Genomic DNA, 25,068 nt, shown 5'->3' with positions numbered 1-25,068 from the left:
GCTTTCAGCCGGGCACGGCCTGTCGCGCGGTGGCAGGCGAGGCCAGCGCGAACTGCATGTCGGCCAGGGCCCGCAGCAGTTGCGCATGCGCGGCCTGCAAGGTGTCGACGCGGGAGCGGGCTTCGTCGATCGCTCCCAGAGCAAGCGCCCGTCCGACCTCGTCGCTGTGCCGGCGCACGATGGCGTGCTCCTGGCGCACCCGTTCGACCAGCGCGAGGCGGTCGACGGCGGACAGGGTGGGTGCTGCGGCGGGGTCGGGCAGGGTCGGCAGCGGCGGCATCACGGGGCTCGTGAGGCGCCGGCCGTGCTGCAGCGCATGGCGCAGCTGTTGCAGGTGGCCGCGCGCCTGCACTTCGGCCAGCAGCAGTGGATAGATCTCGTCCGTCCAGCGCACGCGCGCGCAGTCGCGCCAGACCTGCGGCGGCTGCCACACCTGCACCCATGCCGGCAGGTCGGCCGCCGGCATGGGGCGAGCCACGCCGTAGCCCTGGGCGCGGTCGCAGCCCATCTGCAGCAGCAGGCGGCCGTGGGCCTCGCTTTCCACGCCTTCGGCGATGACCCGCCGGTCCAGCGCGTGGACCAGCCGGATCACGCCATGCGCGATCACCAGGTTGTCGCTGTCCTCCAGCAGTTCGCGCACGAAGCTCTGGTCCAGCTTGATGGTGCGCGCGGGCAGGCGCTTGAGGTAGGTGAGCGAGGAATAGCCGGTGCCGAAATCGTCGATGGACACATGCACGCCGAGGGCGTGGCATTGCTCGATGATGCGGGCGGCCTTGACCACGTCGTCCAGGCTGGTGGTCTCCAGGATCTCCAGCTCCAGCAGGTCCGCCGCGTCCGGATGCCGCTCCAGCGCCAGGCCGAGCTTGCGCATGAAGTCGGCCGCCTGCAGCTGCGCGCTGGCCACGTTGACCGACACCGGCAGTCGCAGGCCCGCGGCTGCCCAGCGCCCGGCTTGCACCAGCGCCTGCTCGATCACCCATTCGCCGAGGTCGATGGTCAGCGCATCGTCCTCCAGCAGGGGCAGGAAGGCACCGGGCGGCAGCAGCCCGCGTTCGGGATGCTGCCAGCGGATCAGCGCCTCGGCACCGAGCACCGTGCCCAGGCGCATGTCCACCTTGGGCTGGTAGTGCAGCACCAGCTCGCCGTTGCGCATGGCCTGCCGCAGGCGCTGCGCATGGTGGCCGACATCGCGGGCATGGCGGTCGTCTTCGGCATCGAAGACATGGAAGCGACCGCCGCCGGCCTGCTTGGCGCGGTACATGGCCTGGTCGGCATGGCGCAGCAGGGCTTCGGGTTCCACCTCGTCCTGCGGGAAGAAGGTGACGCCGATGCTCCCGGTGAGCGTGTGGCTGCCGCCGCCCACCTGCAGCGGCAGCGTGATGGCATCCACCACCTGCTGCAGCATGCGGTGGCAGCCTTCGGTGTCGCTGCGCTCGAAGAGCAGCACGAACTCGTCGCCGCCGGTGCGCGCCACCGTGTCGTCGGGCTGGACGGCCGCCTGCAGGTGCCGCGCCACCTGGACCAGCGCCAGGTCGCCCGCCGCATGGCCATGGCCGTCGTTGACGGGCTTGAAGTTGTCCAGGTCCATGTAGCAGACGGCCAGCACCGTGGCGCGCCCGCGGGCCCGGGCCACGGCGTGCTGCAGCCGGTCGGCCAGCAGCACGCGGTTGGGCAGGCCGGTGAGCGCGTCGTAGTAGGCCATGCGCGCCAGTTGCTTCTCCTGCGCCTTCAGGTGCCGGATGTCGGCGAACACGGCGACGAAGTTGCTGACCTGGCCGTGGCCGTCGCGGATGGCCGAGATGGACAGCAGCTCCGGGTACACCTCGCCGTACTTGTTGCGGTTCCAGATCTCGCCGTTCCAGTTGCCCGTCTCCAGGATGCGCTTCCACATGGCCGTGTAGAAGGCGCGGTCGTGGCGGCCCGACTGCATCATGCTGGGGTTGCGGCCGATCACCTCGGCGCGGCTGTAGCCGGTGATGCGGCAGAAGGCCGGGTTGACGTCGACGATGTTGCCCCGCGCGTCGGTCAGGGTGATGCCGTCGTAGGCGTTCTCGAAGGCGGTGGCATGCAGCTTCAGGCGCTGCTCGGCCGCCAGCTGCGCCTGGTAGCGTCGCTGCAGTTCGCCATGGGCGCCCGCCAGCTGGCGCTGCATGCGGTGCCACTGCAGGAAGGCCCAGCTCAGGTAAGCGGCCATGAGCATGGCCAGGCCGAACAGCACCAGGCGCCAGGCGTGGGCCTCGGCGTCCAGGCGCCGCCAACTTTCCTCGTAGCGGCGCTGCACGTCCTGGATGCGGGCCGTGGTGTCGAGCCTGCGCACGGCGTCCACCGCGCCGTCGCGGGCGCTGCGCAGGCGATGGATGGTGTCGCCCTGGGTGAGCAGGCGCTGCACGGGCAGGGCGAGCGCGGGGTCGGACTGGGCGGCCACCCGCAGCGCCTCGGCCGCCGCGTCGGCCTCCGCGCCGTCGCTGTCGCTGTTGCCGCTGCCCGGCAGGAAGCCGAGCACGTAGCGCCGGGCAGCCCCTTGCAGCGGCGTGCTCTCGGTGGCCTGCAGAAGGTCCTGGGCGGCAGAGGGCAGGCCGGCCTGGGCCTGCACCAGTCCGAGGTGGCTGCGCCGGAAGTCTGGCAGGCCGGCGGCCTTGGCCTCCATGGCCGTGCGCAGGGCGGCGAGCGCCTGCTGCAGCGCGGGCCGATCCGCCGCGGGTACGACGTCGGGCAGGGCCTGCAGCTGCTGGATCTGCTGCGCGGCCCGGGTGGCGAACTGCGACAGCGCGCGGTCGTCCACCGTGCGCCCGGCCTGTAGCGAAAGCAGTTGCGCATCGAAGCCGGCATCGGCCTCGCGCACGCCCAGCAGCTGGCACAGGAAGGCCATGTGCGCGCTGGCCGGTGCCGGATCGGCGCGCAGGTAGGTGAGGGTGAGGCCCGCCAGCAGCAGCGCCGCCATCGCGCCCACCCGCAGGTACCAGGCGCGAGGCAGTTGCACCGGGCGCGCATCGGGGGCCGCCGCCGGCGCGGCCAGGGCGTGCCGCGGCTGGAGGCTGCCCCAGTCCGAGGGTGGGGCGGAGGGCGCCGCGCTCACGGGGCGGCCTTCGGCAAGGCCTGAGGTGACGGTGCCAGCCGGTGCGGCTGGGCGGGCATGGCGCCGCATCCGGCCATGGCATCGGGCCGCGGCGGCGGGCGCAGGCGCCCGGAGGGCCGCGGGGGCAGGGAGGGAGGGCGCATGGCGCGCCGATTCTGGGCAGCGCCGCCCCTGCTTGTATTGCGCTAGATCAAATCTACGGGTTCGGCGGCGACCCTACAGCAGGCTGGACACCCGCGCCGCGGCGTCCAGAAGCGGCGGCAGCAGGCTGTCCTGCATCACCTTGGCGCTGGTCCGGTTGGCCTGGCCGCTGATGTTGAGCGCGGCCAGCACCCGGCCCGCGCGGTCGCGCACCGGTGCGGCGATGGAGATCAGCCCTTCCTCCAGCTCCTGGTTCACCAGGCACCAGCCCTGGCGCCGCGCCTGGGCGATACGCGCGGCGATGGCCTCGGGATCGGTCAGCGTGTGGCGCGTGAGCGGGGCGATGGGCGAGGCGGCCAGGCGGCGCTGCAGTTCGTCCTCGGGCAGGGCGGCCAGCAGCACGCGGCCCATCGAGGTGCAGTAGGCCGGCAGGCGCGAGCCGATGCCGACGTTGATGCGCATGATCTTGTGCGTGGGCACGCGCATCACGTAGACCACGTCGGTGCCCTCCAGCACCGCGGCCGAGCACGACTCCTTGACCTGGGCCACCAGCGACTCCATCACCGGCTCGGCGCGGTTCCAGATCGGCATCGACGACAGGTAGGCGAAGCCCAGGTCCAGGATGCGCGCCGTGAGCGAGAAGAAGCGGCCGTCGCTTTCCACATAGCCCAGCGTCTGCAGCGTGAGCAGGATGCGGCGCGCCCCGGCGCGGGTGAGGCCGCTGGCGGCCGCGACCTCGCTCAAAGTCTGGCGCGGCGCGCTGGCGCTGAAGGAGCGGATGACCTGCAGGCCGCGGGCGAAGGACTGCACGAAACCGTCGCCGGGGCGTGGCGCTTCGGGGACTTCGGTGGAAGACGGGGTGGATGGCATGGTCGAGGAAGCGGGCTAGAATTCATTCTAAGAACAAATGTTCGTATTACGAACATCTTCCGGCTTTTCCCCGTCGACTTTCCCGTGACCCGCGCCCGCCCGTGCAAAGGCTGGCGTCCCTGAAGAAGGAACCCCGCATGATCGACAAACTCGCCGCCTCGGTGGAGGAGGCGCTCCAGGGTACGCCCGATGGCGCCACGGTGCTGATCGGAGGCTTCGGCACGGCCGGCATCCCCGACGCGCTGATCGACGGCCTCATCGCGCAGGGTGCGCGCGACCTCACGGTGGTCAACAACAACGCCGGCAACGGCGAGGCCGGCCTGGCCGCGCTGCTCAAGGCCGGCCGGGTGCGCAAGATCATCTGCAGCTTCCCGCGGCAGGCCGACAGCTTCGTCTTCGACGGGCTCTACCGCGCCGGCAAGATCGAGCTGGAGCTGGTGCCCCAGGGCAATCTGGCCGAGCGCATCCGCGCCGCCGGTGCCGGCATCGGTGCCTTCTTCTGCCCGACCGGCTATGGCACCGAACTCGCGGCCGGCCGCGAGACCCGCGTGATCGATGGCAAGCACTACGTGCTCGAACTCCCCATCCACGGCGACCTGGCCCTCATCAAGGCCGAGCGGGGCGACCGCTGGGGCAACCTCACCTACCGGAAGGCCGCGCGCAACTTCGGCCCCGTGATGGCCATGGCCGCGAAGACGACCGTCGCCACGGTGCACGAGGTGGCCGAGCTGGGCACGCTCGACCCGGAGGCCATCGTCACGCCCGGCATCTTCGTCAGCCGGGTGGTAAAGATCGACCGCACGGCCACCCAGGCCGGCGGCTTCAAGAAGAAGGAGGTGGCGTGATGGCCGACTACCAACGCCGAACCAAGGACCAGCTCGCCGCCCGCGTGGCACAGGACATCTTCGACGGTGCCGTCGTCAACCTCGGCATCGGCCAGCCCACGCTGGTGGCCAACCATCTGCCCGCGGGCCGCGAGGTGGTGCTGCACAGCGAGAACGGCATCCTGGGCATGGGCCCGGCGCCGGCCGCGGGCGAGGAGGACTACGACCTCATCAACGCCGGCAAGCAGCCCGTGACGCTGCTGCCGGGCGGCGCCTACTTCCACCATGCCGACAGCTTCGCCATGATGCGCGGCGGCCACATCGACATCTGCGTGCTGGGCGCCTTCCAGGTCAGCGCCACGGGCGATCTGGCCAACTGGAGCACCGGCGAGCCCGGGGCCATCCCGGCGGTCGGTGGTGCGATGGACCTGGCCACGGGGGCCAAGCAGACCTGGGTCATGATGGACCTGCTGACCAAGCAGGGCGCGAGCAAGGTCGTGGCGCAATGCAGCTATCCGCTCACGGGTCTCGCGTGCGTCAAGCGCATCTACACCGACCTGGCGACACTGGCCTGCACGCCGCAGGGCCTGCGCTGCATCGATCGCGTGCCGGGCCTGTCGCTGCAGGAGCTCGAACGGCTGGTGGGCCTGCCCATCGCCGAAGACACGGCTGCCGACTGAACACCGACCCCTTTCCATCCGATTCCCAAGGAGACCTTCCGCATGACCATCGACGCCTTCATCTGCGACGCCATCCGCACCCCCTTCGGCCGCTACGGCGGCGCACTCGCCAGCGTGCGTACCGACGACCTGGGCGCGATCCCCATCAAGGCGCTGATGGAACGCAATGCCAAGGTCGACTGGCAGGCCGTGACCGACGTGCTCTACGGCTGCGCCAACCAGGCCGGCGAGGACAACCGCAACGTCGCGCGCATGGCCGCGCTGCTGGCCGGCCTGCCCATCGAGGTGCCGGGCGCCACCATCAACCGCCTGTGCGGCTCGGGCCTGGACGCCGTGGGCAGCGCGGCCCGCGCCATCAAGGCCGGCGAGGCGCAGCTGATGATCGCCGGCGGCGTGGAAAGCATGAGCCGCGCGCCCTTCGTCATGCCCAAGGCCGAGTCGGCCTTCAGCCGCAGCAACGCCGTCTACGACACCACCATCGGCTGGCGCTTCGTCAACAAGCTGATGAAGGCGCAGTACGGCGTGGACTCCATGCCCGAAACGGCCGAGAACGTGGCCGAGCAGTTCAAGATCGAGCGCGAGGCGCAGGACCGCATGGCCCTGGCCAGCCAGCAGCGCGCGGTGGCGGCGCAGAAGTCGGGCTTCTTCGAGTCCGAGATCGTGCCCGTGACCATTGCGCAGAAGAAGGGCGACGCCATCGTCGTGGCCAAGGACGAGCATCCGCGCGACACCAGCCTGGAGTCGCTCGCCAAGCTCAAGGGCGTGGTCAAGCCCGAGGGCACGGTCACGGCCGGCAATGCCAGCGGCGTGAACGACGGCGCCTGTGCGCTGCTGATCGCCAGCGAAGCGGCGGCCGTGAAGAACGGCCTGACGCCGCGCGCCCGCATCGTCGGCATGGCGACGGCCGGCGTGGCGCCGCGCATCATGGGCATCGGTCCGGCACCGGCCACGCAGAAGGTGCTGGCGCAGACCGGCTTCTCGCTGGACCAGATCGACGTCATCGAGCTGAACGAGGCCTTCGCGGCCCAGGGCCTGGCCGTGCTGCGCATGCTGGGCCTGAAGGACGACGACGCGCGCGTCAACATCAACGGCGGCGCCATCGCGCTGGGCCATCCGCTGGGCGCCAGTGGCGCGCGTCTGGCGACCACGGCGGTCAACCAGCTGCACCGCGGCGGCGGCCGCTATGCGCTGTGCACCATGTGCATCGGCGTGGGCCAGGGCATCGCCCTGATCCTCGAAAAGGTCTGATCAGCGGCCGATGAGCGCCAGGTAGTCGCTGCGCGTGCGCGGCGACACCGAGGCCAGCACCTGCTCGTACGAGGTGCCGTGCCGGGCCAGCAGCCGCGCGCTGGCCACGGCCTTGGAGCGGCAGAACCAGTGGCAGGTGTGCTGCAGCAGAAGCAGCTCCGCACTCATCATGAAGGCCCGCGGCTTGTCGGCCAGCCCGGGCTCGTTGGCCGCCACGGCCGCGATGCCCTTCGCATGGATGGCGAAGGCGCGCCGCACATCGAACAGCAGCCCGCCCGACAACAGCGGCTGCGCCCAGGGCAGCCACATCGGCAGCTTGCTCATCTGCGCCAGCGGTGCCTCCGTGCCGGCCACGTCGGCAGCGAAGCGCCGCAGCTGCTCGGCCAGCGATTCCTCCGTCGCGCACAGCGTCTGCCAGATCTGCCGGCGGCGGTCCTCGTCCGCCTCGTCCAGCCAGCGCAGATAGCCGTCGAGCAGCGTCTCCATCTGGGGTTCGATGCGGTAGGGCGCCAGCTTCGCGCCGAGCAGCGCGATGCGACGTTGTTGATCGCGCCGTTTCAACAAATGCAGGCCAAGCGCGGCCAGGGCCAGCAAGGCCAGGAAGTCCATGAAAGTTCCGCAGGGAAATGCCGAAAACGAGGCAGTGTAGGCAGGTCTGCAACACCTGCCGCGCGCGCAACGTCAGAACGAATACTTAAGGTTTCCAAAAATGTGTCGCGAAGTCCTAAAGTCGAGACACAATTTGCAACATGGCCAATTCCTCTTCAAGATGCGGGGATTGATTGCGCGCCGCACGTTCATTTCTGCCCCATGCGCCTCTTCCTGAGGATTTTTTTTTGCTGTGTCTGGGCCGCCGCCTGGCCCGCGGCAGGACAGGACACGCCCCTGCAGTTGCGGGTCGTGGGGGGCCTGGCGGGGGTTGCCCAGTACACGCAGCACGAGGCGCCCTTTTGGACGCAGACCTTGCCCCGGCTGATGCAGGGGCGGGTGGCCGCGACCATTGCGCCCTTCGACCAGGCCGGGGTGCCCGGCAACAAGATGCTCACCCTGCTGGAGACCGGCGTGGTGCCTTTCGGCACCGTGCTGCTCAGCCAGGTGGGCGGTGAGCATCCGGCCCTCGCCCTGCCCGACGTGGCCGGCCTCAGCGCCGATGCCGCCACGTTGCGGCGGGTGGTCGATGCCTTCCGGCCCGAGATGGACCGCATGCTGCGCGAGCGCTTCAACGTGAAGCTGCTGGCCATGTACATCTACCCGGCGCAGGTCATATTCTGTGCCACGCCGATGAAGGGCCTGACCGACCTCAAGGGCCGGCGCATCCGGGTCTCCAGCGGCACCCAGGCCGACTTCGTTCAGGCATTGGGCGGCACCCCGGTGCCGACCGCCTTCGCCGCACTCATGAGCAACATGACCTCGGGCAACACCGACTGCGCCATCACCGGCGGGGCCTCGGGCAACACCCTGGGGCTGCACCGCATCACCCGCTCGCTTTTCACCATGCCGATCAACTGGGGCCTGGCCATCTTCGGCGCCAATGCCGACGCCTGGGCGGTGCTCCCGGCCGACCTGCGCATCGTGCTGGAGCAGCAGTTGCCGCAGCTCGAACGCCGCATCTGGGACCAGTCCATCCGCGACACCGACCTCGCCGTCGCCTGCAACACCGGCGCCGGTCCCTGCGACGGCGGCACGCCCGGCGCCATGGTGGCCGTCGCGCCCACCGCCGAGGACGACCGCCTGCGCCGCCAGATCCTCCGCTCCACCATCCTGGTCAACTGGCTGCAGCGCTGCGGTACCGAGTGCACGCGGCTGTGGCAGCGCACGATTGCGCCCGTGGTCGACGGCAAGGCGGCGCGGACGCCATGAAGTCGACCAGCAGCCCGCCGCGGCAACTGGCCGCGTCCACCCTTGCGCTGGCCACGCTGTTCATCGTGGTGGTCTTCGGCCTCTCCGTGTTCGCGGTGCTGGAGATGCGCAGCCGCGCCGTCGACGACGCCCGCGACCAGATCGACCGCTTCCTCAGCGGGTCGGTGGCGGCCGTCAACCAGAACCTGCTGGGCGTGGATCTGCTGCTGGCCGACCTGGGCATGCTGCTGCGCCCCGTGGGCAACGAGGACATGGCCGCGGCGGCGCAGCGGGCGGCCACCAGCATGCAGTCGCTCGCCCGGCACAGCCTGCTGGTCGAGCGCCTGGAGGTGCTGCGTCCGGACGGCAGCGTGGTCTCGCCTCCGGGCGGCGAGGCGGTGCAGCTGTCGCCCGCCTTCACCGCCCGCCTGATGGGCCAGCCCGTGCCCGAGCTGATGACCACGGCGCCCTCGCTCAGCCCGCGCACCTCGCAGCAGGTGCTGTACTTCACCCGCATGGTGCGCCTGCCCGACGGCACGCAAGGCATCGCGCTGGCCGAGGTGCAGGTGGCGTCGCTGGCCCGGCTGCTGGCGCATGGGGCGGGCATCGACGGCATGGAGGTCACGCTCGAAAGCCTCAGCCAGGGCCTGCTGGTCAGCGTGCCTCCGCGCAGCGAGATCGCCGAAGGCTCGGCCTCGCTGCCCGAATTGCGCAGCGCCGCCGATGCGCGCGGCATCGTGCGTGCCAATTCGCGCCTCATGGGGCAGGACGCGCTGATGGCGCTGCGCCCCACGCTCAACCAGGACATCGTGCTCAGCGCGGGCCTGCCCATGGAGGAGGTGCTGGAGGGCTTCCGCACCGAGCGCAACCTGATCGTGGGCGTGACGGTGCTGCTGATGCTGATGGTGGTGGGCGTGTCGGCCTATGCGCTGCATCAGTTGCGCGAACAGTGGCTGCGCCGCCGCGAGGCGCTGCATGCCAAGAGCATGCTGGACCAGGCCCTCGAATCCATGTCCGACGGCTTCGTGCTGCTGGATGCCGAAGGCCGCGTGGCGGCCTGGAACCGGCGCTTCGCCGAGATCTTTCCGCAGGCGCGCGTCGCGCTGGAGGCGCGCATGCACATGGTGGCGGTCGAGAGTGCCGTCTCGGGCCGCAGCGCAGAGGAGGCGGCCCTGCTGCCGCCGAGCCTGCCCGCGCCGGGCGAGCAGGAGCTGGAACTGCCCGACGGCCGCACGGTGGTCGTCGTCAAGAGCCCGACGCCCAACGGCGGCATGGTCTGCGTCTACCGCGACACCAGCGAGAAGCGCCGCCACCTGGCCGACATCGTGGAAGGCAAGGCCCAGCTGCAGGCCACGCTCGACGCGCTGCCCGACGTGCTGCTGGAGCTGTGCCTGGACGGGCGCTGCATCGGCTTCCATTCGGCGCGCGCCTCGCTGCTGGACATCGGCGACCCGGTGGGCCGCACCCTGTCGGAGGTGCTGCCCGGCGACGCCGCCATCCAGATCATGGCCGCCATGCGCGAGGCCTATCTGAAGGGCCTGTCCTTCGGCAAGCAGTTCGAGCGCCGCGCCTCGCAGGGCACGGCCTGGTTCGAGATCTCAGCCTCGCGCAAGCTGGTGGGCGAGGGCGCCGACGCGCGCTTCATCGTCATCCTGCGCGACATTACCGACCGCATGTCGGCGCAGCTGCAGATCGATCACCTGTCCTTCTACGACAACCTGACGGGCCTGCCCAACCGGCGCATGCTGCTGCACCGCCTGCAGTCGGCCATCGACGCCAACGTGCGGCGCGAGCGCCAGGCGGCGCTGCTCTTCCTGGACCTGGACCACTTCAAGACGCTCAACGACGCGCAGGGCCGCAATGCCGGCGACGTGCTGCTCAAGCAGGTGGCGCAGCGGCTGCAGCAGCTCATGCGCGAGGGCGACACCGTGGCCCGCCTTGGCGGCGACGAGTTCGTGATCCTGATCGAGGGCCTGAGCGCCGACTCCGCCACCGCCGTGATGCAGACCCAGGCCTTCGGCGAGGCGGTGCTGGCCGAGCTGGGCCGGCCCATCCAGCTGCCGGCGATGACCTACCACGGCACCTGCAGCATCGGTGCCACGCTGATCAGCGCCAGCTCGGCCTCGCTGGAGGACCTGCTCAAGCAGGCCGACATCGCCATGTTCCACGCCAAGACGGCCGGCGGCGACGTGCTGCGCTTCTTCGAGGCCGACATGCAGACCACCGTCAATGCGCGCGCCTCGCTGGAGAGCGAGCTGCGCGCGGCATTGAAGGCGCGCGGCCAGTTCCTGCTGCACTACCAGCCGCAGGTGACCTCCGAAGGGCGCGTGGTGGGCGCCGAAGTGCTGATCCGCTGGCTGCATCCGCAGCGCGGGCTGATCCCGCCAGCCGCCTTCATCGACGTGGCGGAAGAGACCGGTCTGATCTCGCCCATCGGCCTGTGGGCGCTGGAGCAGGCCTGCAAGCAGCTGGACGACTGGAGCAACCATCCGCGCCGCCGCCACCTCACGCTGGCCGTGAACGTGAGCGCGCGCCAGTTCCGCAAGGAGGACTTCGCGGACAAGGTGCGCGAGGTGCTGATCCGCACCGGCGCCGATCCGTCCAAGCTCAAGCTGGAGCTGACCGAAAGCCTGCTGCACGACGAGGTGGCCGAGACCATCCGCAAGATGAAGTCGCTGGCCGCCATCGGCATCCGCTTCTCGATGGACGACTTCGGCACGGGCTACTCGTCGCTGTCGTACATGGCGCAGCTGCCGCTGCACCAGATCAAGATCGACAAGTTCTTCGTCAGCGGCATCGGCACCAATCCCAAGATCGAGCTGATCGTGCAGACGCTCATCGGCATGGCGGCCAACCTCGACCTGGAGGTGGTGGCCGAGGGTGTGGAGACGCAGGCGCAGCTGGACTTCCTGACCCGCAACGGCTGCCGCGTGTGCCAGGGCTTCCTGTTCGGCCGGCCGCAGCCGGTCGAGGTGCTGGAGTCGCAGCTCGACACGGAGCTGATCCCGCTCTGAAGGCAGGGGCGCGGGCCGGCCCGGCGTCCCGCGCCGCGTCCTGCACGCCGGGGCGGCCCTCGGCACAATGCCCGCTTCGCTCTTCCTGCCACGGCCCGCCGCGCGGCCGCCCCGCCTTGTCCTTCCCCGAGTTCTTCGCGCCGCCGATCGCGGACCCTGCCTTCTACCTGGTCGCCGTCCCCGCCGTGCTGCTGCTGGGCATCAGCAAGAGCGGCTTCGGCGCGGGCTTCGGCTCGCTGGCGGTGCCGCTCATGTCGCTGGCCATCACGGTGCCGCGCGCGGCCGCCATCCTGATGCCGCTGCTGTTCGTGATGGACGTGCTGGGCATCGCCGCCTTCCGCCGCGACCTGGACCGCCGGCTGCTGGCCTTCCTGGTGCCGCCGGCGCTGGTAGGCGTAGTGCTGGGGGCCTTGCTCTTCCATGCGCTGTCGGCGGCGACGGTGGCCGGCATCGTGGGTGTGTGCACGCTGCTCTTCCTGGCGCAGCGGCTGCTGTTTCCGCCGCGCCCCGATGCGCCGCCGCCCTCGCGCGCCGCGGGCTGGGTGCTCACCGTGCTGTCGGGCTTCACCAGCTTCATCTCGCATGCGGGCGGGCCGCCCATCAACGCCTACCTGCTGCCGCTGAAGCTGCGGCCCATCGTCTTCACGGCCACGATGGCCTACCTGTTCTTCCTGGTGAACCTCGCCAAGTGGATCCCCTACGCCTGGCTGGGCCTGCTGGACGCGCGCAGCTTCAGCACCTCGCTGCTGCTGATGCCGCTTGCGCCGCTGGGCGTGTGGGCGGGCGTGCACGTGGCACGGCGCATCGATCCGACGTGGTTCTACCGCTGCGTCTACGGCGGCATGTTCCTCACCGGCCTCAAGCTGGTGTGGGATGGTTTCTTCTGAAGGCTGCGCGCGCTCGCTGGCCTGCCTCGCCCATCCTCGACTTTCCATTGCAAGGAGTTTTTCGCCCATGGCTTCTGTCCACGAACTCATCGTCCTGACGGGCGCCTCGCGCGGCATGGGCCGTGCGATGGCCAGCCAGCTGCTCGCGCGCGGCGGCGTGCGGCTGCTGTGCCTGTCCCGCGGCACCGATGCCACGCTGGAGACCGAAGCAGCCGCCGCGGGCAGCGAGGTGCTGCAGTGGTCGGCCGACCTGGCCGATCCGCTGCCGGTGGCCGAGCGGCTGGCCGCCTGGCTGGCCGAGCAGGACCCTTCCGCCCTTGGCCGTGCCGTGCTGATCAACAACGCGGGCACCGTGGGGCGCACGGCGCCACTGGCCCGGGCTTCGCTGGGCGAGCTGTCGGCGGCACTGCGCGTGGGCCTGGAGGCGGCGCTGCTGCTGACCAGCGCCTTCCTGTCGGCGACCGCCGGCTGGTCGATGCCGCGGCGGGTGCTCAACATCTCTTCGGGGCTGGGCCGCAATGCCATGGGCAGCCAGGCGCCCTATTGCGCGGCCAAGGCAGGCATGGACCATTTCTCGCGCGCCGTGGCGCTGGAGGAGGCCGAGGAAGGCGGCGCCCGCATCGTGTCGCTGGCGCCCGGCGTGATCGACACCGACATGCAGATCGCGCTGCGCAGCGCCGACGCGGCGCTCTTTCCCGATCGCGGCCGCTTCGAGGCCCTGCACCGCAACGGGCAACTGGATTCGCCCGAGTCGGCCGCCCGCAAGGTGCTGGCCTGGCTGGAGCGGCCGGACTTTGGCGCCCAGCCGGTGGGGGATGTGCGGAAATCCTGAACTGAAGCACCCCCCAAGCCGCTTACGCGGCTCCCCCCTCTCTCTGTCGCCTTCGGCTCGGGAGGGGGGCGCACCCGGAGGCCTGGCAAAGCCAGTTCCTCGGGTGCACTGGCATGGCCTGCTCCGCGGCCGTTCGATCAGGAAGGTGACGCCAGGTCTATGCCGGGCGGCGCGCTGGCGCCGCTACAGGTAAATCTTCTGCAAGAGCCGGATCAAGGTCTCGCGCTCGCGGTCGGTGAGCTTGTGGCTGGCTTCTTTCTCCAGCTGGATCACGGCCTCTTCCGCCTCGACCATGAGCTGATGGCCGGCTGGCGTGAGGTGCAGGCCCATCGCGCGGCCGTCGTGCGGATGGGGTCGTCGTTCGATCAGACCCCGGCGGTCCATGGCCGCCACCAGGCTCACGAAGTTGGGCGGCTGGATGTCCAGCGCCGCACACAGCTGGCGCGAGGTGGCGCCGGGGTTGTGCGCCAGCAGCGAGAGCACGGAGAAATCCGTCGGCTTGAGGCCGTAGACGGCCATGCGCTCGGCGAAGGCGACATACACGACCAGGTAGGCGCGGCGCGCGTTGTAGCCCACCAGGCTTTCGAGCACATGGCTGTCCAGCGGCTCGGGCGCGGTGGACGGCGGCGGGACGGGCTTTCGGGTTCGGGGCTTGGCGGGCGTCATGGCGATCGCAGTCTAGGGCGGCGCCGGCCGGTCACTTCTGCGGCTCGCAGGCCTTCTTGATGATCGCGGCGCGCATGTCGAACTCCGGCAGCACCCAGCGGCGGAAGGCGGCCGCGGCGCGGGCCTGCGTCTCGCCGGCGCCGGGTGCCTGCTCGATCCGGGCCCAGGCCCAGGCCAGCAGCGTCACCATCACCAGCCGCAGATAGTCGTCGGCCAGCTCGTAGGGCAGGCGCGGCTGGGCGTGGGCGGCCATGGCGATCTGGGTGGTCAGGTAGCGCAGCTGTGCCAGGCGGCGCTGGGCGTCGGCATCCACGTCGCGCGAGGCGTCCAGTTCGTCGCGCAGCGCCAGCAGTGTGGCCGCAAAGCCGGCGCCGGCATCGGGCAGCACCTTGCGCACCAGCAGGTCGATGGCCTGGATCTCGTTGGTGCCCTCATAGATCATGGTCACGCGGGCGTCGCGCAGGATCTGCTCGATGCCCCATTCGCGCACATAGCCGTGGCCCCCGAACACCTGCAGGCAGGCACTGGCGCCATCGAAGCCCTGCTGCGTGCACGCCGCCTTGAGCACGGGCGTGATGTAGCTGCACCACTGCTGCGCCGCTTCGCGCGCCTTGGCATCTTCGGCATGGCGCGCCACGTCGAGCTGCAGCGCGGTGCGGTAGGCGATCAGCCGGCCGCCATCGATCCAGGCCCGTTGCACGTCGAGCACGCGCACCATCGCGGGATGCTCGGCGATCAGGCTGGGGCCCGCCGCGCGGTCGGCGCCCGGGGCCACCATCTGGCGGCGCTCCTGCGCATAGGCATTCGCCTTCTGCCAGGCGGCGTCCAGCAGGCCGATGCCCTGCAGCGCCACATGCAGACGGGCCGCATTCATCATGACGAACATGGCGGCCAGGCCGCGGCCGGGCTCGCCCACCAGCCAGCCGGTGGCCTCGTCGAAGCGCATCACGCAGGTGGGGCTGCCGTGCAGGCCCATCTTTTCCTCGATGCGCTCGCACTGCACGGCGTTGCGCTGGCCGTCTTCGAGCACCTTGGGCACCAGCGCCAGCGACAGGCCCTTCGGACCGGCCGGCGCATCGGGCAGGCGGCACAGCACCAGGTGGACGATGTTGGGCGTGAGGTCGTGCTCGCCGCCCGAGATGAAGATCTTGGTGCCCGAGACGCGCACGCTGCCATCGGCCTGCGGCACGGCGCGGGTGCGCACCAGGCCCAGATCGCTGCCCGCATGGGCCTCGGTCAGGCACATGGTGGCCAGCCATTCGCCGGTGGCGACCTTGCCCAGGTAGCGCGCCTTGAGGTCGTCGCTGGCATGGTGGCGGATGCATTCGTAGGCGCCATGCAGCAGGCCGGGCGCCATGGTGAAGCCGTGGTTGGCGCCGGCCAGCCATTCGTAGAGCACGGCCTCCAGCACGGCGGGCAGGCCCTGGCCGCCGTCCTCGGCTGCGGCGGAGAGGCTGGGCCAGCCGCCCTCCACGAAGGCCTGGTAGGCGGCGGCGAAGCCGGGCGGCGTACGGACCTGGCCGTCTTCGAGGCGGCAGCCTATCTCGTCGCCGTCGCGCTGCAGCGGGGCGATCACCTCGCCGACGAAGGTGGCAGCCTGCTCCAGCACCTGGGCCTGCAGGTCGGCATCGACCTCGGCGAAGGGAGCAAGCCGGGACAGCTGCTGGGAGGCACCGAGGACGGAGTCGAGAAGGAAGCGGACGTCTTCAGGGCGAGGGGCGTAATCCATGGCAAACGGGCAGGAAGTCAGGGCGCGACGCAGGCGAAGCTGGTCGCGCGTTCGGTGTCGCCGCCGCGGAATCGTGCGACGGCGGGATAGGGGCACAGGGGACGGGTGCGGTCGGGCGCCCAGCCGGCGGGCACCTCGGGGTTGGGCTGCGGCGAGCCGGGGCCGCGGGCCTCGGCCAGCACCTGCTCGGGCGCGTGGCCGCCCTCGACCCAGTCGACCAGTGCCGTGAGCATGTCGAACTGGTCGGTCGAGGGGCCGCCGCTGCAGTGGTTCATGCCGGGCACCGGGAAGTAGCGCACGAATTCGCCCGCGCGTCCGGCGTGCGTGGCCTGCAGGCGGTCGTACCACGCGGCCGTGTCGTCGGACGAGAACACGCCGTCGCCCGTGCCGTGGTAGACGATCATGCGGCCGCCCCGGGCCCGCAGCGACTGCAGGCGCTCGGCGTTGGGCGGTGCCATGAAGGCCATGGCGGACTCGTCGTAGGGCGCCTGCGTGGCGTCGATGCGGGGTGCATCGCGGTCCATGTCGAAGCCGAGTGCGAAGGCCATGCCCTGCGGCCGGTCGGTCATCGGCGGTGTGCTGAAGATGAAGGCCATGGCGCCGGCATCGCGGGTGGCGGGGCTGGCGAGCTTCCATTCGCGCCAGTTGGCGCCCGAGACGCCGGGGTCGAAGGGGAAGCTGCTGTAGATCTGGCGCCCATTGCTGTCGCGGGCGCCGGCGAAGACGCGGGCCAGGGCCATCTTCTGGGCCGGATCCAGGCAGCTGTCCTGCCGGCCGGCGGTGCAGGTGGGCACGTCGCGCCCCAGGTTGAAGCGGGCCTGGCAGGACTTGAGGTCGCCGACGATGCCGTCGGTCAGGCCGTCGAGCATGTCGCAGCGCGCCAGCACGGCGCGCGAGAGGGTCTGCAACTGACCGGGTGTGAAGGCGGTCTGCAGGTCGGGCTCGCCCTGCGGCGTCCTGGCCGTCGCCAGCGGCGCGTACTGCTGCGCGCCATACAGCTGCGCGACGGCCGCGCGCGGCAGGTGAAACCCCGGGTTGCCGGCCAGCACGCCGTCGAAGGCCTGCGGCAGGCGCGAGGCCGCCACCATGGCGTGGCGCCCGCCGTTGGAGCAGCCCGCGATGTAGGAGCGGTCGGCCGGTCGCCCATAGGCCTGTGCGACGAGCTGCTTGGCCACGGGCGTGAGCTGGGCCACGGCGCTGTAGCCGTAGTCGCGCCGCGCCTGCGGATCGAGGCCGAAGCGCGGATTGGGCGCAGGATGGCCGGCGTCGCTGCTGACCACCGCGAAGCCCATCGACAGCGCGTTGGTGCGCGGCCCGCCGCCGCCGATGCCGCCCAGCGCCGGCACGACCACGCCGTCCAGCCCGCCGTTGGCCTGGAACAGGAAGCGGCCGTTCCAGGCCTGCGGCAGCCGCAGCTCGAAGCCGATGGCGTAGCGCTGGCCGTCCACCGTGCTGGTGCGCTCGGCCATGCGGCCCTGCACCAGGCAGTGGGCGGGCGCCTGCTCGCTGCCACCGCGCACCGCCACCGGGCCGGCCGGCACGCTGCGCACGGCCGTGAACACCACGCCCGGCGCGGCTTCGAGCCCCTCGCAGGTGTGCAGTTCGCCGGGGCGCGCGGCCTTCATGGCCATGGCCGCGTCGGGCGGACGCGAGCCGCAGGCCGCGAGCAGGGCGATGGCGCCGCCGAGGGCGGCAAGGCGGAAGGTGTTCATGGTCGGGGTCTCGCAAACGGCGCGAAGCCGGCATCGTAAGAGCCGGCTTCGTGATCGGTCAGCCTGGGGTGATCAGGACTCTGCCGTAAAGCCGATCTGCTTGACCAGGGGCCCCCAGCGCTCGTATTCCGCCTTCTGGTCGGCCGCCATGTCCTGCGCCGTGGTGCCGTGGGCCACCAGGCCTACCAGCGCCAGCGAGTCGATCACCGACTTGTCCTTCAGGGCTGCGTTGATCGCGGCATTGGCCGAGGCCAGCATGGCTGCCGGCGTCTTGGCGGGCGCGTAGAAGCCGAACCACTCCTCCGAGGTCACGTCCGGGTAGCCCAGCTCGGTGAAGGTGGGCACATCGGGCAGGTAGGGCGAGCGCTTCTTGCCGGAGGTGGCCAGCACGCGCACGCGGCCGTTCTTCATGTACTGGAGGTAGTCGCCGCTGGGGTTCATGGCGGCCGCGATCTGGCCGCCCACCAGGTCGGTGATGCTGGGCACGGTGCCACGGTAAGGCACATGCTTGAGCTCCACGCCCGAGCGCATGCCCAGCAGCGCGCCCAGCAGGTGCGGCATGGAGCCGGCACCGGGCGAGCCGTAGCTGGCCTGCGCCGGGTTGGCCTTGGCCCAGGCGAGGAAGTCCTTCAGCGTCTTCACCTCGGCCGGCACCGCCGGGCCCACGGCCAGGCCGTGGAACATGATGGCTCCGATGGAGACGGGCGTGACGTCCTCCGGCTTGTAGGCCAGCTTGGGATAGATGTACGGGTACACCGACAGGGCCGACACCGGCGCCAGCGTGAGCACCGAGCCGTCCGGCGGCGAGTTCTTCAGCGTCTCGACCGCGATGCGGCCGCCGGCGCCCGGCTTGTTCTCGACGTAGGCGCCCTTGGCATAGGCGGTGCCGGCGATCTTCTCGGCCACGCGGCGGGCGACGGTGTCGCCGGCGCTGCCGGCCGGGAAGCCGTACATGATCTTGACCTGCTCGATGGCCTGGGCGAAGGCCGACAGGGGCGACAGGGCGCCCAGGGCGGCCGCGCCGCCGAGGGTGTGGAGGAATTGACGACGATGTTGCATGGATGTCTCCGGAGAGCGAAGGAAGAAAACGGGGTCAGCGGCAGCTGAAGTTGGCCGCGTCCTCCAGGCTGCCCGTGCCGTTGTAGCGGGCGACCTTCGGATAGGGGCACAGCGGCCGGGTGCGGGTGGCGGACCAGGTCGCCGGCAGGTCGGTGTTGGCGCCACCGGCATTGCCGGTGCCGCGGGCGCTGGCCACCACGCGGTCGGGCGCCTGGCCCTTCTCGACCCAGTTCACCATGGCGCTGAGCATGTCGAACTGGTCGGTGGCGGGGCCGCCGGAGCAGTGGTTCATGCCCGGGATCAGGTACAGGCGTGCGAAGTTGGACGCGTCGCCGCCGTTGTCCTGCTGCAGCTGCTGGTACCAGTTGACCGAGTCGTCGCTGGAGAAGATCGGGTCGGCCGTGCCGTGGTAGACCATCAGCTTGGCGCCGCGCTTCTTCAGGGCCGGCAGCTTGCCGTAGTTGGGCGGCGTCATGAAGGAGATGCTGTTCTCGGTGTAGATGCCCGAGGTGCCGGTCACCTTGGCCAGGATGGTGTCCAGGTTGGTGCTGAGCGCGAAGCTCGGGCCGTTGAAGCTCGGATCTTCCGGCGGCGACTGGAAGACCAGGCCGACGGAGCCGGAGTCGAGGATCAGCGGCACGGTGAACTTCCAGAACGACCAGCCGCCCGTGTCCAGGCCCGCGTCGTAGGGGAAGCTGCTGTAGATGCGCGTGCCGCTGTTGGTGGTGGCGCCCTTGAACAGCTTGTCGATCTTGGCCTTCTGGTCGGCGGAGAGGCAGGTGCCGTTGCGCGTGGTGGCGCAGGTGGGCACGTCGCGGTTGATGTCGAAGGCGGCCTGGCAGGCTGCGGTGTCCTGCACCATGCCGTCGGCGGCACCGTCCAGGCCGTCGCACTGGGCGAGCACGGCCTTGGTGACCAGCGTGCGCTCGGCCTGGGTGAAGGCCGTGCTCAGGTCGCCCGGCGTGGTCGCCAGCGTGGCATAGGTCTGGGCGCCGGCGATGTTGGCGGTGGCCGCCAGCGGCAGGCGGGTGCCGGGGTCGCCGGCAATGATGCCGTCGTACTGGTCGGCATAGCGCGAGGCCGCGACCATGGCGTGGCGGCCGCCGTTGGAGCAGCCGCCGAAGTACGAGCGGTCGGGGCCCTTGCCGTAGGCGGTCTGGATGGCACTCTTGGCCATGGGCGTGAGCTTGGCCACGGCCTGGTAGCCGTAGTCCAGGCGCGCCTGGGGGTCAATGCCGAAGGTGGCGCCCAGGCTGCCGTCGTGGCCGGCGTCGGAACTGAGCACCGCGAAGCCGGTGGAGAGGGCGCCCGTCAGCGGTCCGCCGCCCAGCGTGCCGGTGGCGGTCACGACGCTGCCGTCCAGGCCGCCGTTGCCTTGGTAGAAGAAGCGACCGTTCCAGGCGCGCGGCAGGCGCATCTCGAACTTGATCGCGTAGTTCTTGCCGTCGACGCTGCTGGTGCGCGGGAACATGCTGCCCGTGACGAGGCAGTGCTCGGGCACGGCGGTGCCGCCCACCGTGAGCGTGCCGGCCGCGACCAGCGTCGAGGAGGTGATGGTGGTGTTGGCGAAGCTGATGCGCGTGGCCAGGTCGGTGCACGATTGCAGCGACGCGCCGACCGCAGCCGACAGCTGAGGGATGGTCTCGACCGCGGGGGCTGGCGCAGGTGCGGGCGCTGGGGCTGGCGCGGGCGCGTTGGCCGCGATCAGCGCCGCCGCCAGGGCGGCGTTCTGGTTGTTGTCGTTGCCCGAGCCGCCGCAGGCCGCCAGCAGCGCGAGGGGCGCGACGGCCGCCAGGGCCCGCAGCGCGAAAGTCTTGCCGTCTTCCTTCTTCATGGTGTGTCTCCGTGGTGGTTCTTCGTGAAGGTCTCGCACAAGGAAAGAGCGGCCCCTCGGCCGCTCCGGGGGTCAGCGCGGCGCCATGCGCAGCGCGCCGTCCAGCCGGATCACCTCGCCATTGAGGTGGCCGTTGGTCACGATGTGGCAGGCCAGCTCGGCGAATTCCGAGGGCTTGCCCAGACGGGGGGGGAAGGGGATGGCGGCGGCCAGCGACTGTTGCACCGGCTCGGGCAGCTCCAGCAGGAGGGGCGTCGCGAAGATGCCGGGCGCCACGGTGCAAACGCGGATGCCGTGCTGCGCAAGGTCGCGCGCCATGGGCAGCGTCATGCCGACCAGACCGCCCTTGGAGGCGCTGTAGGCCTGCTGGCCCACCTGGCCATCGAAGGCAGCCACCGAGGCGGTGAACATCATCACGCCGCGCTCGCCGCCTTCCAGCGCTTCCAGCTTCGCGCAGCGGGCCGCGAAAAGACGGCTCACGTTGTAGGTGCCGATCAGGTTGACCTGGATGACGCGCGCGAAGTCCTCCAGCGGGGCGGCACTGCCGTCCTTGCCGACGATCCGCTTGGCGCTGCCGATGCCGGCCACGTTCATCAGGATGCGGGCCGGGCCGTGGGCTTCGGCCGCGGCGCTCAGGGCCGCGTCGACGCTCGCCGTGTCGGTGATGTCGCAGGCGAAGGCCGTGCCGCCGATGTCGGCGGCGACCTTCTTCGCCTGATCGAGATTGCGGTCCAGCACCGCCACCCGGGCACCCAGCCGGGCGAGTTCGCGGGCCGTGGCTTCGCCCAGGCCGGAGGCGCCACCGGTGACGAGTGCGTTTTGTCCTTCGATCTTCATGACTTCATCTCCTTGTCGGGTCTTCTTGCTCCTTCCCCCTCTGGGGGAAGGTGGGGATGGGGGCCGGGGGCGCTGGGTGCGTTGCAGCCGAACCACCGCCGCAGGCCCCCACCCCAGCCCTCCCCCGGCGGGGGAGGGAGCGGATGGCTACTGCCACTGGGGCTTGATGGTGAAAGGCAGCGTGTCGGCGTGCAGGGCCTGCACGGCGGCGTCGCGGTGCTTGAGCACGGCGCGCTGGTTGATCGAGCCCTTGTCGGTGATCTCGCCCTTGTCGATGGAGGGCGGCTCTGCCACCAGCGCGGCCCGGGCGATGCGGTTGGCACTGCCCGTGGCGTCGCCGGCCAGGCGGTCGATCACCTTCTGGAAGTGCAGCTGAACCTCCGGATGCTCCAGCACCGACTTCAGCGGTGCATCGCCCGGCAGCGAGGGAGCCAGCTCGCGCACCGCCTGGGTCGGAAAGATCAGCGCGCCCACTTCCTTCAGGTTGATGCCGGTGAGCACCACGTCCTGCACATAGGGCGCGCCGAACGCGATCACCTTGGCGCGCAGCGGGCCCACGCTCACGAAGGTGCCGGTGGCCAGCTTGAAGTCCTCGGCGATGCGGCCGTCGAAGCGCAGGCCCAGGTGGATGTTGTCGGGGTCGATCCAGGCGACGGCGTCGCCCGTCTTGAAGAAGCCTTCCTCGTCGAAGGCCTCGTGCGTGGCCTCGGGCATGCGCCAGTAGCCGGGCGTGACGTTGGGGCCGCGGTAGCGGATCTCGACCTTGCCGTCGGTGGGCACCAGCTTGATCTCCATCCCCGCGCAGGGCAGGCCCAGGTCGCCGGTGCGCACTTCGGGGCGCGTGATGTACAGGCCGAAGGGGCCGGACTCGGTCATGCCCAGGCCGGTGCCCATCACCAGGCGCTCGCCGATCTCGGCCTCCTGCAGGCGGTGCAGCTGGTCCCACACGGCCTGGGGCAGCGCCGCGCCGGCGTAGAAGAACATGCGGCAGCGCGACAGCAGCTTCTTGCGCAGCACCGGGTCTTCCTCCATCGCGTTGGCGATGTATTCGAAGCCGGTGGGCACGTTGAAGTAGACCGTGGGCGCGATCTCGCGCAGGTTGCGCAGCGTTTCGGCGATGCCTGCGGGCGTGGGCTTGCCGTCGTCGATGTACAGCGTGCCGCCGTTGTCCAGCACGATGCCGACGTTGTGGTTGCCGCCGAAGGTGTGGTTCCAGGGCAGCCAGTCGACCAGCACCGGCGGCTCCTCGCCCAGCGCAGGGATGGAGGCACGCAGCTGCTGCTGGTTGGCGCACCACATGCGGTGGGTGTTGATGACAGCCTTGGGGTTCTTGGTGGAACCTGAGGTGAACAGGAACTTGGTGATGGTGCCCGGGTGCGTGCCGTGCATGGCCGCCTCGACGGCGGAGGTGGGCTCGGTGGCCAGCAGCTGCGACAGCGGCGTGACCGTGCGGCCTTCCAGCGCGCCGCCGCCCAGCACCACCTCGGTGTCGGCCGGCACCACGGCGGCGATGGCGGCGGCGTAGCGCGTATCGCTGGCGAACACCAGTCCGGGCGTGAGCGTGCCGATCACATGGCGCAGCTTGTCGTAGTCCTTGCTGACCAGCGAGTAGGGCGGCGACACCGGGCAGTGCGGAATGCCGACATAGAGTGCACCCAGCGCCAGCAGCAGGTGCTCGATGCTGTTCTCGCTGAGGATGGCGACCGGCCGGTCCTCGCTCAGGCCGCGGTCCAGCAGCGCCTGGCCGATGGCACGGACCTTGGCCAGTGCCTCGCGATAGCTGATGCGGATCCAGTCGCCGGTGCTGCCGTCGGCATTGCGCGCGCGGCGGGCCACGAAGGTCCGGTCGGGCGCCATGGCGGCCCAGTACACCAGGCGGTCCGTCATGCGGTGGGCATGGTGGCCCAGCGGCTTGTCGGCCTGCAGGTATTGCACGCCGCCTTCGGCCTCGCGCAGCACGGCGCGGGTGATGCCGAATTCGAGCGCGCGGTAGCGGGCGGCGGGCGCTGCAGTTTGGGCTGCGGGCATGTCGAGTGTCTCCAGCATGTTCTTGTCCTCCGGTGCCCGGGCCTCAGCCCTTGCTGACCTTGGCGGCCTTGCCTTCGAGGAAGGCGCGCACGCGGGCCTTGGCCTCGGGCGCGTCCTGCACGATGCCGGACATCAAGGCCTCGGTGAAGAAACCGTGGTCGGCGTTCTGCTCGGCGATGCGGGGCAGGGCGTGCATCAGCGCATAGTTGGTGAGCGGCGCGTTGGTGGCGATGCGGCGGGCCAGCTCGACAGCCTTGTCCAGCGCGGCACCTTCGGGCACCAGGTACTGCGCGAAGCCGGCGCGCTCGCCGTCCTCGGCGTTGTAGACGCGGCCGGTCATCATCATGTCGGTCATGCGGGCCACGCCGATCAGGCGCGGGATCCGCACCGAACCGCCGCCGCCCACGAAGATGCCGCGCGTGCCTTCGGGCAGCGCGTAGAAGGTGCTGGCATCGGCCACGCGGATGTGGCAGGCGCTGGCCAGTTCCAGGCCGCCACCCACCACGGCGCCGTGCAGCGCCGCGACGACGGGCACGGGGCCGTGCTGCACCAGCTCCAGCGCGGCATGCCACATGCGCGAATGGCGCAGGCCGCCGCCGGCATCGCGCTCGCTGATCTCGGACAGGTCGAGGCCGGCGCAGAAGTGCGGACCTTCCCCATCGATCACGGCCGCACGCACGGTGTCGGGCAGGCTCTCGAAGGTGTTGCGCAGCGCCAGGATGAGGCCATCGTTGAGCGCGTTGCGCTTGGCGGGGCGCGTGAGGCGGACGATGGCGATGTCGCCCTGGATGTCGAGGCTGAGGTCCTGATGAGTCATGATTGCGTTCGGAAGTTGGATCGATTATGGTTATTCAAAATAATCAATTCAACGGCCCGGAACGGCCAACTCATCAGTACTTACCCGAACGGAGACGCGCCTCATGGACATCGCGAACCTCACCGCCATCGACATCCACACCCACGCCGAGATCAGCTGCTGGAACCCCTTCGACAACTACGGCGAGGAGTACGACCGCGCGGCGGACAAGTACTTCCGCTCCAGCCGGCGCCCCACCATCCAGGAGAGCATCGACTACTACCGCGAGCGCAAGATCGGCCTGGTGATGTTCGGTGTGGACAGCGAGTCCAACCTGGGCCGCCGCCGCATCCCGAACGAGGAGATCGCCGAGGCGGCGCAGAAGAACAGCGACATCATGATCGCCTTCGGCAGCGTCGATCCGCACAAGGGCAAGATGGGGGCACGCGAGGTGCGCCGGCTGATCGAGGAGCACGGCGTCAAGGGCTTCAAGTTCCATCCGACGGTGCAGGGCTTCCACCCCTACGACCGCATGGCCTGGCCGCTGTACGAGGTGATCGCCGAGCACAAGCTGCCGGCCATCTTCCACACGGGCCACAGCGGCATCGGCTCGGGCATGCGCTGCGGCGGCGGCCTGCGGCTGGAGTACAGCAACCCGATGCACCTGGACGACGTGGCCATCGACTTCCCGGACATGCAGATCATCATGGCCCACCCCAGCTTTCCGTGGCAGGACGAGGCGCTGTCGGTGGCCACGCACAAGCCCAACGTCTGGATCGACCTGTCGGGCTGGAGCCCCAAGTATTTTCCGAAGCAGCTGGTGCAGTACGCCAACACGCTGCTGAAGGACCGCATCCTGTTCGGCAGCGACTACCCGCTGATCACGCCCGACCGGTGGATGAAGGACTTCCAGGAGGCCGGCTTCAAGCCGGAGGTGATGCCCGGCATCCTGAAGGACAACGCGGTGCGTCTGCTCGGGCTGAAGTAGGCGTCGAG

19 protein-coding genes are annotated in these 25,068 nt (G+C 70.4%); 8 read left to right on the top strand and 11 right to left on the bottom strand.

Annotated elements, in window-relative coordinates; genetic code table 11:
- Nucleotides 1–4: 4 nt before the first annotated feature.
- On the bottom strand, nucleotides 5–3,076 hold the full coding sequence (locus ABIC63_RS20090; RefSeq protein WP_354321088.1) for an EAL domain-containing protein: 3,072 nt from the start codon (nucleotides 3,074–3,076) through the stop codon (nucleotides 5–7).
- A 216-nt stretch (nucleotides 3,077–3,292) separates the two neighbouring features.
- Nucleotides 3,293–4,087: an IclR family transcriptional regulator domain-containing protein gene (locus ABIC63_RS20085; protein WP_294370000.1), complete on the bottom strand. Its 795-nt coding sequence runs from the start codon at nucleotides 4,085–4,087 to the stop codon at nucleotides 3,293–3,295.
- 137 nt (nucleotides 4,088–4,224) lie between these two features.
- On the opposite strand from ABIC63_RS20085, the gene ABIC63_RS20080 reads away from it, so the two are divergent.
- The 3 genes from ABIC63_RS20080 to pcaF are packed head-to-tail and all read left to right on the top strand — an operon-like array spanning nucleotide 4,225 to nucleotide 6,839.
- Entirely contained in the window at nucleotides 4,225–4,932 is a 708-nt protein-coding gene (locus tag ABIC63_RS20080) for a 3-oxoacid CoA-transferase subunit A (protein WP_354321087.1), read from the top strand.
- Nucleotides 4,932–5,591 carry a 3-oxoacid CoA-transferase subunit B gene (locus ABIC63_RS20075; protein ID WP_354321086.1) on the top strand — a complete coding sequence of 220 codons (660 nt, stop codon included), beginning with the start codon at nucleotides 4,932–4,934 and terminating at the stop codon, nucleotides 5,589–5,591. The genes ABIC63_RS20080 and ABIC63_RS20075 overlap by 1 nt, the downstream gene beginning before the upstream one ends.
- 42 nt (nucleotides 5,592–5,633) lie before the next feature.
- Entirely contained in the window at nucleotides 5,634–6,839 is a 1,206-nt protein-coding gene (gene pcaF, locus ABIC63_RS20070; protein ID WP_354321085.1) for a 3-oxoadipyl-CoA thiolase, read from the top strand.
- Here pcaF and ABIC63_RS20065 read toward each other — a convergent pair whose 3' ends face one another.
- On the bottom strand, nucleotides 6,840–7,448 hold the full coding sequence (locus ABIC63_RS20065) for a hypothetical protein (protein ID WP_294369990.1): 609 nt from the start codon (nucleotides 7,446–7,448) through the stop codon (nucleotides 6,840–6,842).
- Between the two features lie 201 nt (nucleotides 7,449–7,649).
- Here ABIC63_RS20065 and ABIC63_RS20060 point away from each other — a divergent pair, with 201 nt between their 5' ends.
- The 4 genes from ABIC63_RS20060 (at nucleotide 7,650) to ABIC63_RS20045 (ending at nucleotide 13,411) form a co-directional block, all read left to right on the top strand.
- A complete protein-coding gene (locus ABIC63_RS20060; RefSeq protein WP_354321084.1) occupies nucleotides 7,650–8,699 on the top strand; it encodes a TRAP transporter substrate-binding protein in 1,050 nt (349 codons plus the stop codon).
- Entirely contained in the window at nucleotides 8,696–11,692 is a 2,997-nt protein-coding gene (locus ABIC63_RS20055; protein WP_294369985.1) for a putative bifunctional diguanylate cyclase/phosphodiesterase, read from the top strand. Before ABIC63_RS20060 ends, ABIC63_RS20055 begins: the two co-directional genes overlap by 4 nt.
- A gap of 116 nt (nucleotides 11,693–11,808) precedes the next feature.
- The gene (locus ABIC63_RS20050; protein ID WP_294369982.1) at nucleotides 11,809–12,579 is read left to right on the top strand and encodes a sulfite exporter TauE/SafE family protein; all 771 of its coding nucleotides are present in this window, start codon (nucleotides 11,809–11,811) and stop codon (nucleotides 12,577–12,579) included.
- Between the two features lie 67 nt (nucleotides 12,580–12,646).
- Nucleotides 12,647–13,411 carry an SDR family NAD(P)-dependent oxidoreductase gene (locus ABIC63_RS20045; protein WP_354321083.1) on the top strand — a complete coding sequence of 255 codons (765 nt, stop codon included), beginning with the start codon at nucleotides 12,647–12,649 and terminating at the stop codon, nucleotides 13,409–13,411.
- Nucleotides 13,412–13,594: 183 nt separating this feature from the next.
- Here ABIC63_RS20045 and ABIC63_RS20040 read toward each other — a convergent pair whose 3' ends face one another.
- The 8 genes from ABIC63_RS20040 to ABIC63_RS20005 form a co-directional block, all read right to left on the bottom strand.
- Nucleotides 13,595–14,077, bottom strand: coding sequence for a MarR family winged helix-turn-helix transcriptional regulator (locus tag ABIC63_RS20040; protein WP_354321082.1), 483 nt, complete (start codon nucleotides 14,075–14,077; stop codon nucleotides 13,595–13,597).
- A 31-nt stretch (nucleotides 14,078–14,108) separates the two neighbouring features.
- Nucleotides 14,109–15,806, bottom strand: coding sequence for an acyl-CoA dehydrogenase family protein (locus tag ABIC63_RS20035; protein WP_354321081.1), 1,698 nt, complete (start codon nucleotides 15,804–15,806; stop codon nucleotides 14,109–14,111).
- 17 nt (nucleotides 15,807–15,823) lie between these two features.
- Entirely contained in the window at nucleotides 15,824–17,518 is a 1,695-nt protein-coding gene (locus ABIC63_RS20030) for a tannase/feruloyl esterase family alpha/beta hydrolase (protein ID WP_354321080.1), read from the bottom strand.
- Nucleotides 17,519–17,590: 72 nt separating this feature from the next.
- Nucleotides 17,591–18,577: a Bug family tripartite tricarboxylate transporter substrate binding protein gene (locus tag ABIC63_RS20025; protein ID WP_354321079.1), complete on the bottom strand. Its 987-nt coding sequence runs from the start codon at nucleotides 18,575–18,577 to the stop codon at nucleotides 17,591–17,593.
- Nucleotides 18,578–18,611: 34 nt separating this feature from the next.
- Nucleotides 18,612–20,411 carry a tannase/feruloyl esterase family alpha/beta hydrolase gene (locus ABIC63_RS20020; RefSeq protein WP_354321078.1) on the bottom strand — a complete coding sequence of 600 codons (1,800 nt, stop codon included), beginning with the start codon at nucleotides 20,409–20,411 and terminating at the stop codon, nucleotides 18,612–18,614.
- A gap of 72 nt (nucleotides 20,412–20,483) precedes the next feature.
- Nucleotides 20,484–21,248, bottom strand: a complete 765-nt coding sequence (locus tag ABIC63_RS20015; protein WP_354321077.1) for an SDR family NAD(P)-dependent oxidoreductase — start codon at nucleotides 21,246–21,248, stop codon at nucleotides 20,484–20,486.
- 147 nt (nucleotides 21,249–21,395) lie between these two features.
- A complete protein-coding gene (locus ABIC63_RS20010; protein ID WP_354321076.1) occupies nucleotides 21,396–23,294 on the bottom strand; it encodes a feruloyl-CoA synthase in 1,899 nt (632 codons plus the stop codon).
- A gap of 25 nt (nucleotides 23,295–23,319) precedes the next feature.
- Nucleotides 23,320–24,093 carry a crotonase/enoyl-CoA hydratase family protein gene (locus ABIC63_RS20005; RefSeq protein ID WP_017760569.1) on the bottom strand — a complete coding sequence of 258 codons (774 nt, stop codon included), beginning with the start codon at nucleotides 24,091–24,093 and terminating at the stop codon, nucleotides 23,320–23,322.
- A 103-nt stretch (nucleotides 24,094–24,196) separates the two neighbouring features.
- Between ABIC63_RS20005 and ABIC63_RS20000 the strand changes: the two genes are divergently transcribed.
- Nucleotides 24,197–25,060 carry an amidohydrolase family protein gene (locus ABIC63_RS20000; protein ID WP_076511995.1) on the top strand — a complete coding sequence of 288 codons (864 nt, stop codon included), beginning with the start codon at nucleotides 24,197–24,199 and terminating at the stop codon, nucleotides 25,058–25,060.
- Nucleotides 25,061–25,068: the final 8 nt, after the last annotated feature.

Source organism: Pseudacidovorax sp. 1753 (genome assembly GCF_040544975.1).
Lineage (GTDB): Bacteria > Pseudomonadota > Gammaproteobacteria > Burkholderiales > Burkholderiaceae_C > Xenophilus.
The sequence above is the reverse complement of the archived record's forward strand: the minus strand, read 5'-3'. Positions and strand labels throughout refer to the sequence as shown.

Coding starts and splice junctions, on each gene's coding strand:
- ABIC63_RS20085 (WP_294370000.1), bottom strand. CDS start 4,087: ATGCCATCCACCCCGTCTTCCACCGAAGTCCCCGAAGCGCCACGCCCC.
- ABIC63_RS20080 (WP_354321087.1), top strand. CDS start 4,225: ATGATCGACAAACTCGCCGCCTCGGTGGAGGAGGCGCTCCAGGGTACG.
- ABIC63_RS20075 (WP_354321086.1), top strand. CDS start 4,932: ATGGCCGACTACCAACGCCGAACCAAGGACCAGCTCGCCGCCCGCGTG.
- pcaF (WP_354321085.1), top strand. CDS start 5,634: ATGACCATCGACGCCTTCATCTGCGACGCCATCCGCACCCCCTTCGGC.
- ABIC63_RS20065 (WP_294369990.1), bottom strand. CDS start 7,448: ATGGACTTCCTGGCCTTGCTGGCCCTGGCCGCGCTTGGCCTGCATTTG.
- ABIC63_RS20060 (WP_354321084.1), top strand. CDS start 7,650: ATGCGCCTCTTCCTGAGGATTTTTTTTTGCTGTGTCTGGGCCGCCGCC.
- ABIC63_RS20055 (WP_294369985.1), top strand. CDS start 8,696: ATGAAGTCGACCAGCAGCCCGCCGCGGCAACTGGCCGCGTCCACCCTT.
- ABIC63_RS20045 (WP_354321083.1), top strand. CDS start 12,647: ATGGCTTCTGTCCACGAACTCATCGTCCTGACGGGCGCCTCGCGCGGC.
- ABIC63_RS20040 (WP_354321082.1), bottom strand. CDS start 14,077: ATGACGCCCGCCAAGCCCCGAACCCGAAAGCCCGTCCCGCCGCCGTCC.
- ABIC63_RS20035 (WP_354321081.1), bottom strand. CDS start 15,806: ATGGATTACGCCCCTCGCCCTGAAGACGTCCGCTTCCTTCTCGACTCC.
- ABIC63_RS20030 (WP_354321080.1), bottom strand. CDS start 17,518: ATGAACACCTTCCGCCTTGCCGCCCTCGGCGGCGCCATCGCCCTGCTC.
- ABIC63_RS20025 (WP_354321079.1), bottom strand. CDS start 18,577: ATGCAACATCGTCGTCAATTCCTCCACACCCTCGGCGGCGCGGCCGCC.
- ABIC63_RS20020 (WP_354321078.1), bottom strand. CDS start 20,411: ATGAAGAAGGAAGACGGCAAGACTTTCGCGCTGCGGGCCCTGGCGGCC.
- ABIC63_RS20015 (WP_354321077.1), bottom strand. CDS start 21,248: ATGAAGATCGAAGGACAAAACGCACTCGTCACCGGTGGCGCCTCCGGC.
- ABIC63_RS20010 (WP_354321076.1), bottom strand. CDS start 23,294: ATGCTGGAGACACTCGACATGCCCGCAGCCCAAACTGCAGCGCCCGCC.
- ABIC63_RS20005 (WP_017760569.1), bottom strand. CDS start 24,093: ATGACTCATCAGGACCTCAGCCTCGACATCCAGGGCGACATCGCCATC.
- ABIC63_RS20000 (WP_076511995.1), top strand. CDS start 24,197: ATGGACATCGCGAACCTCACCGCCATCGACATCCACACCCACGCCGAG.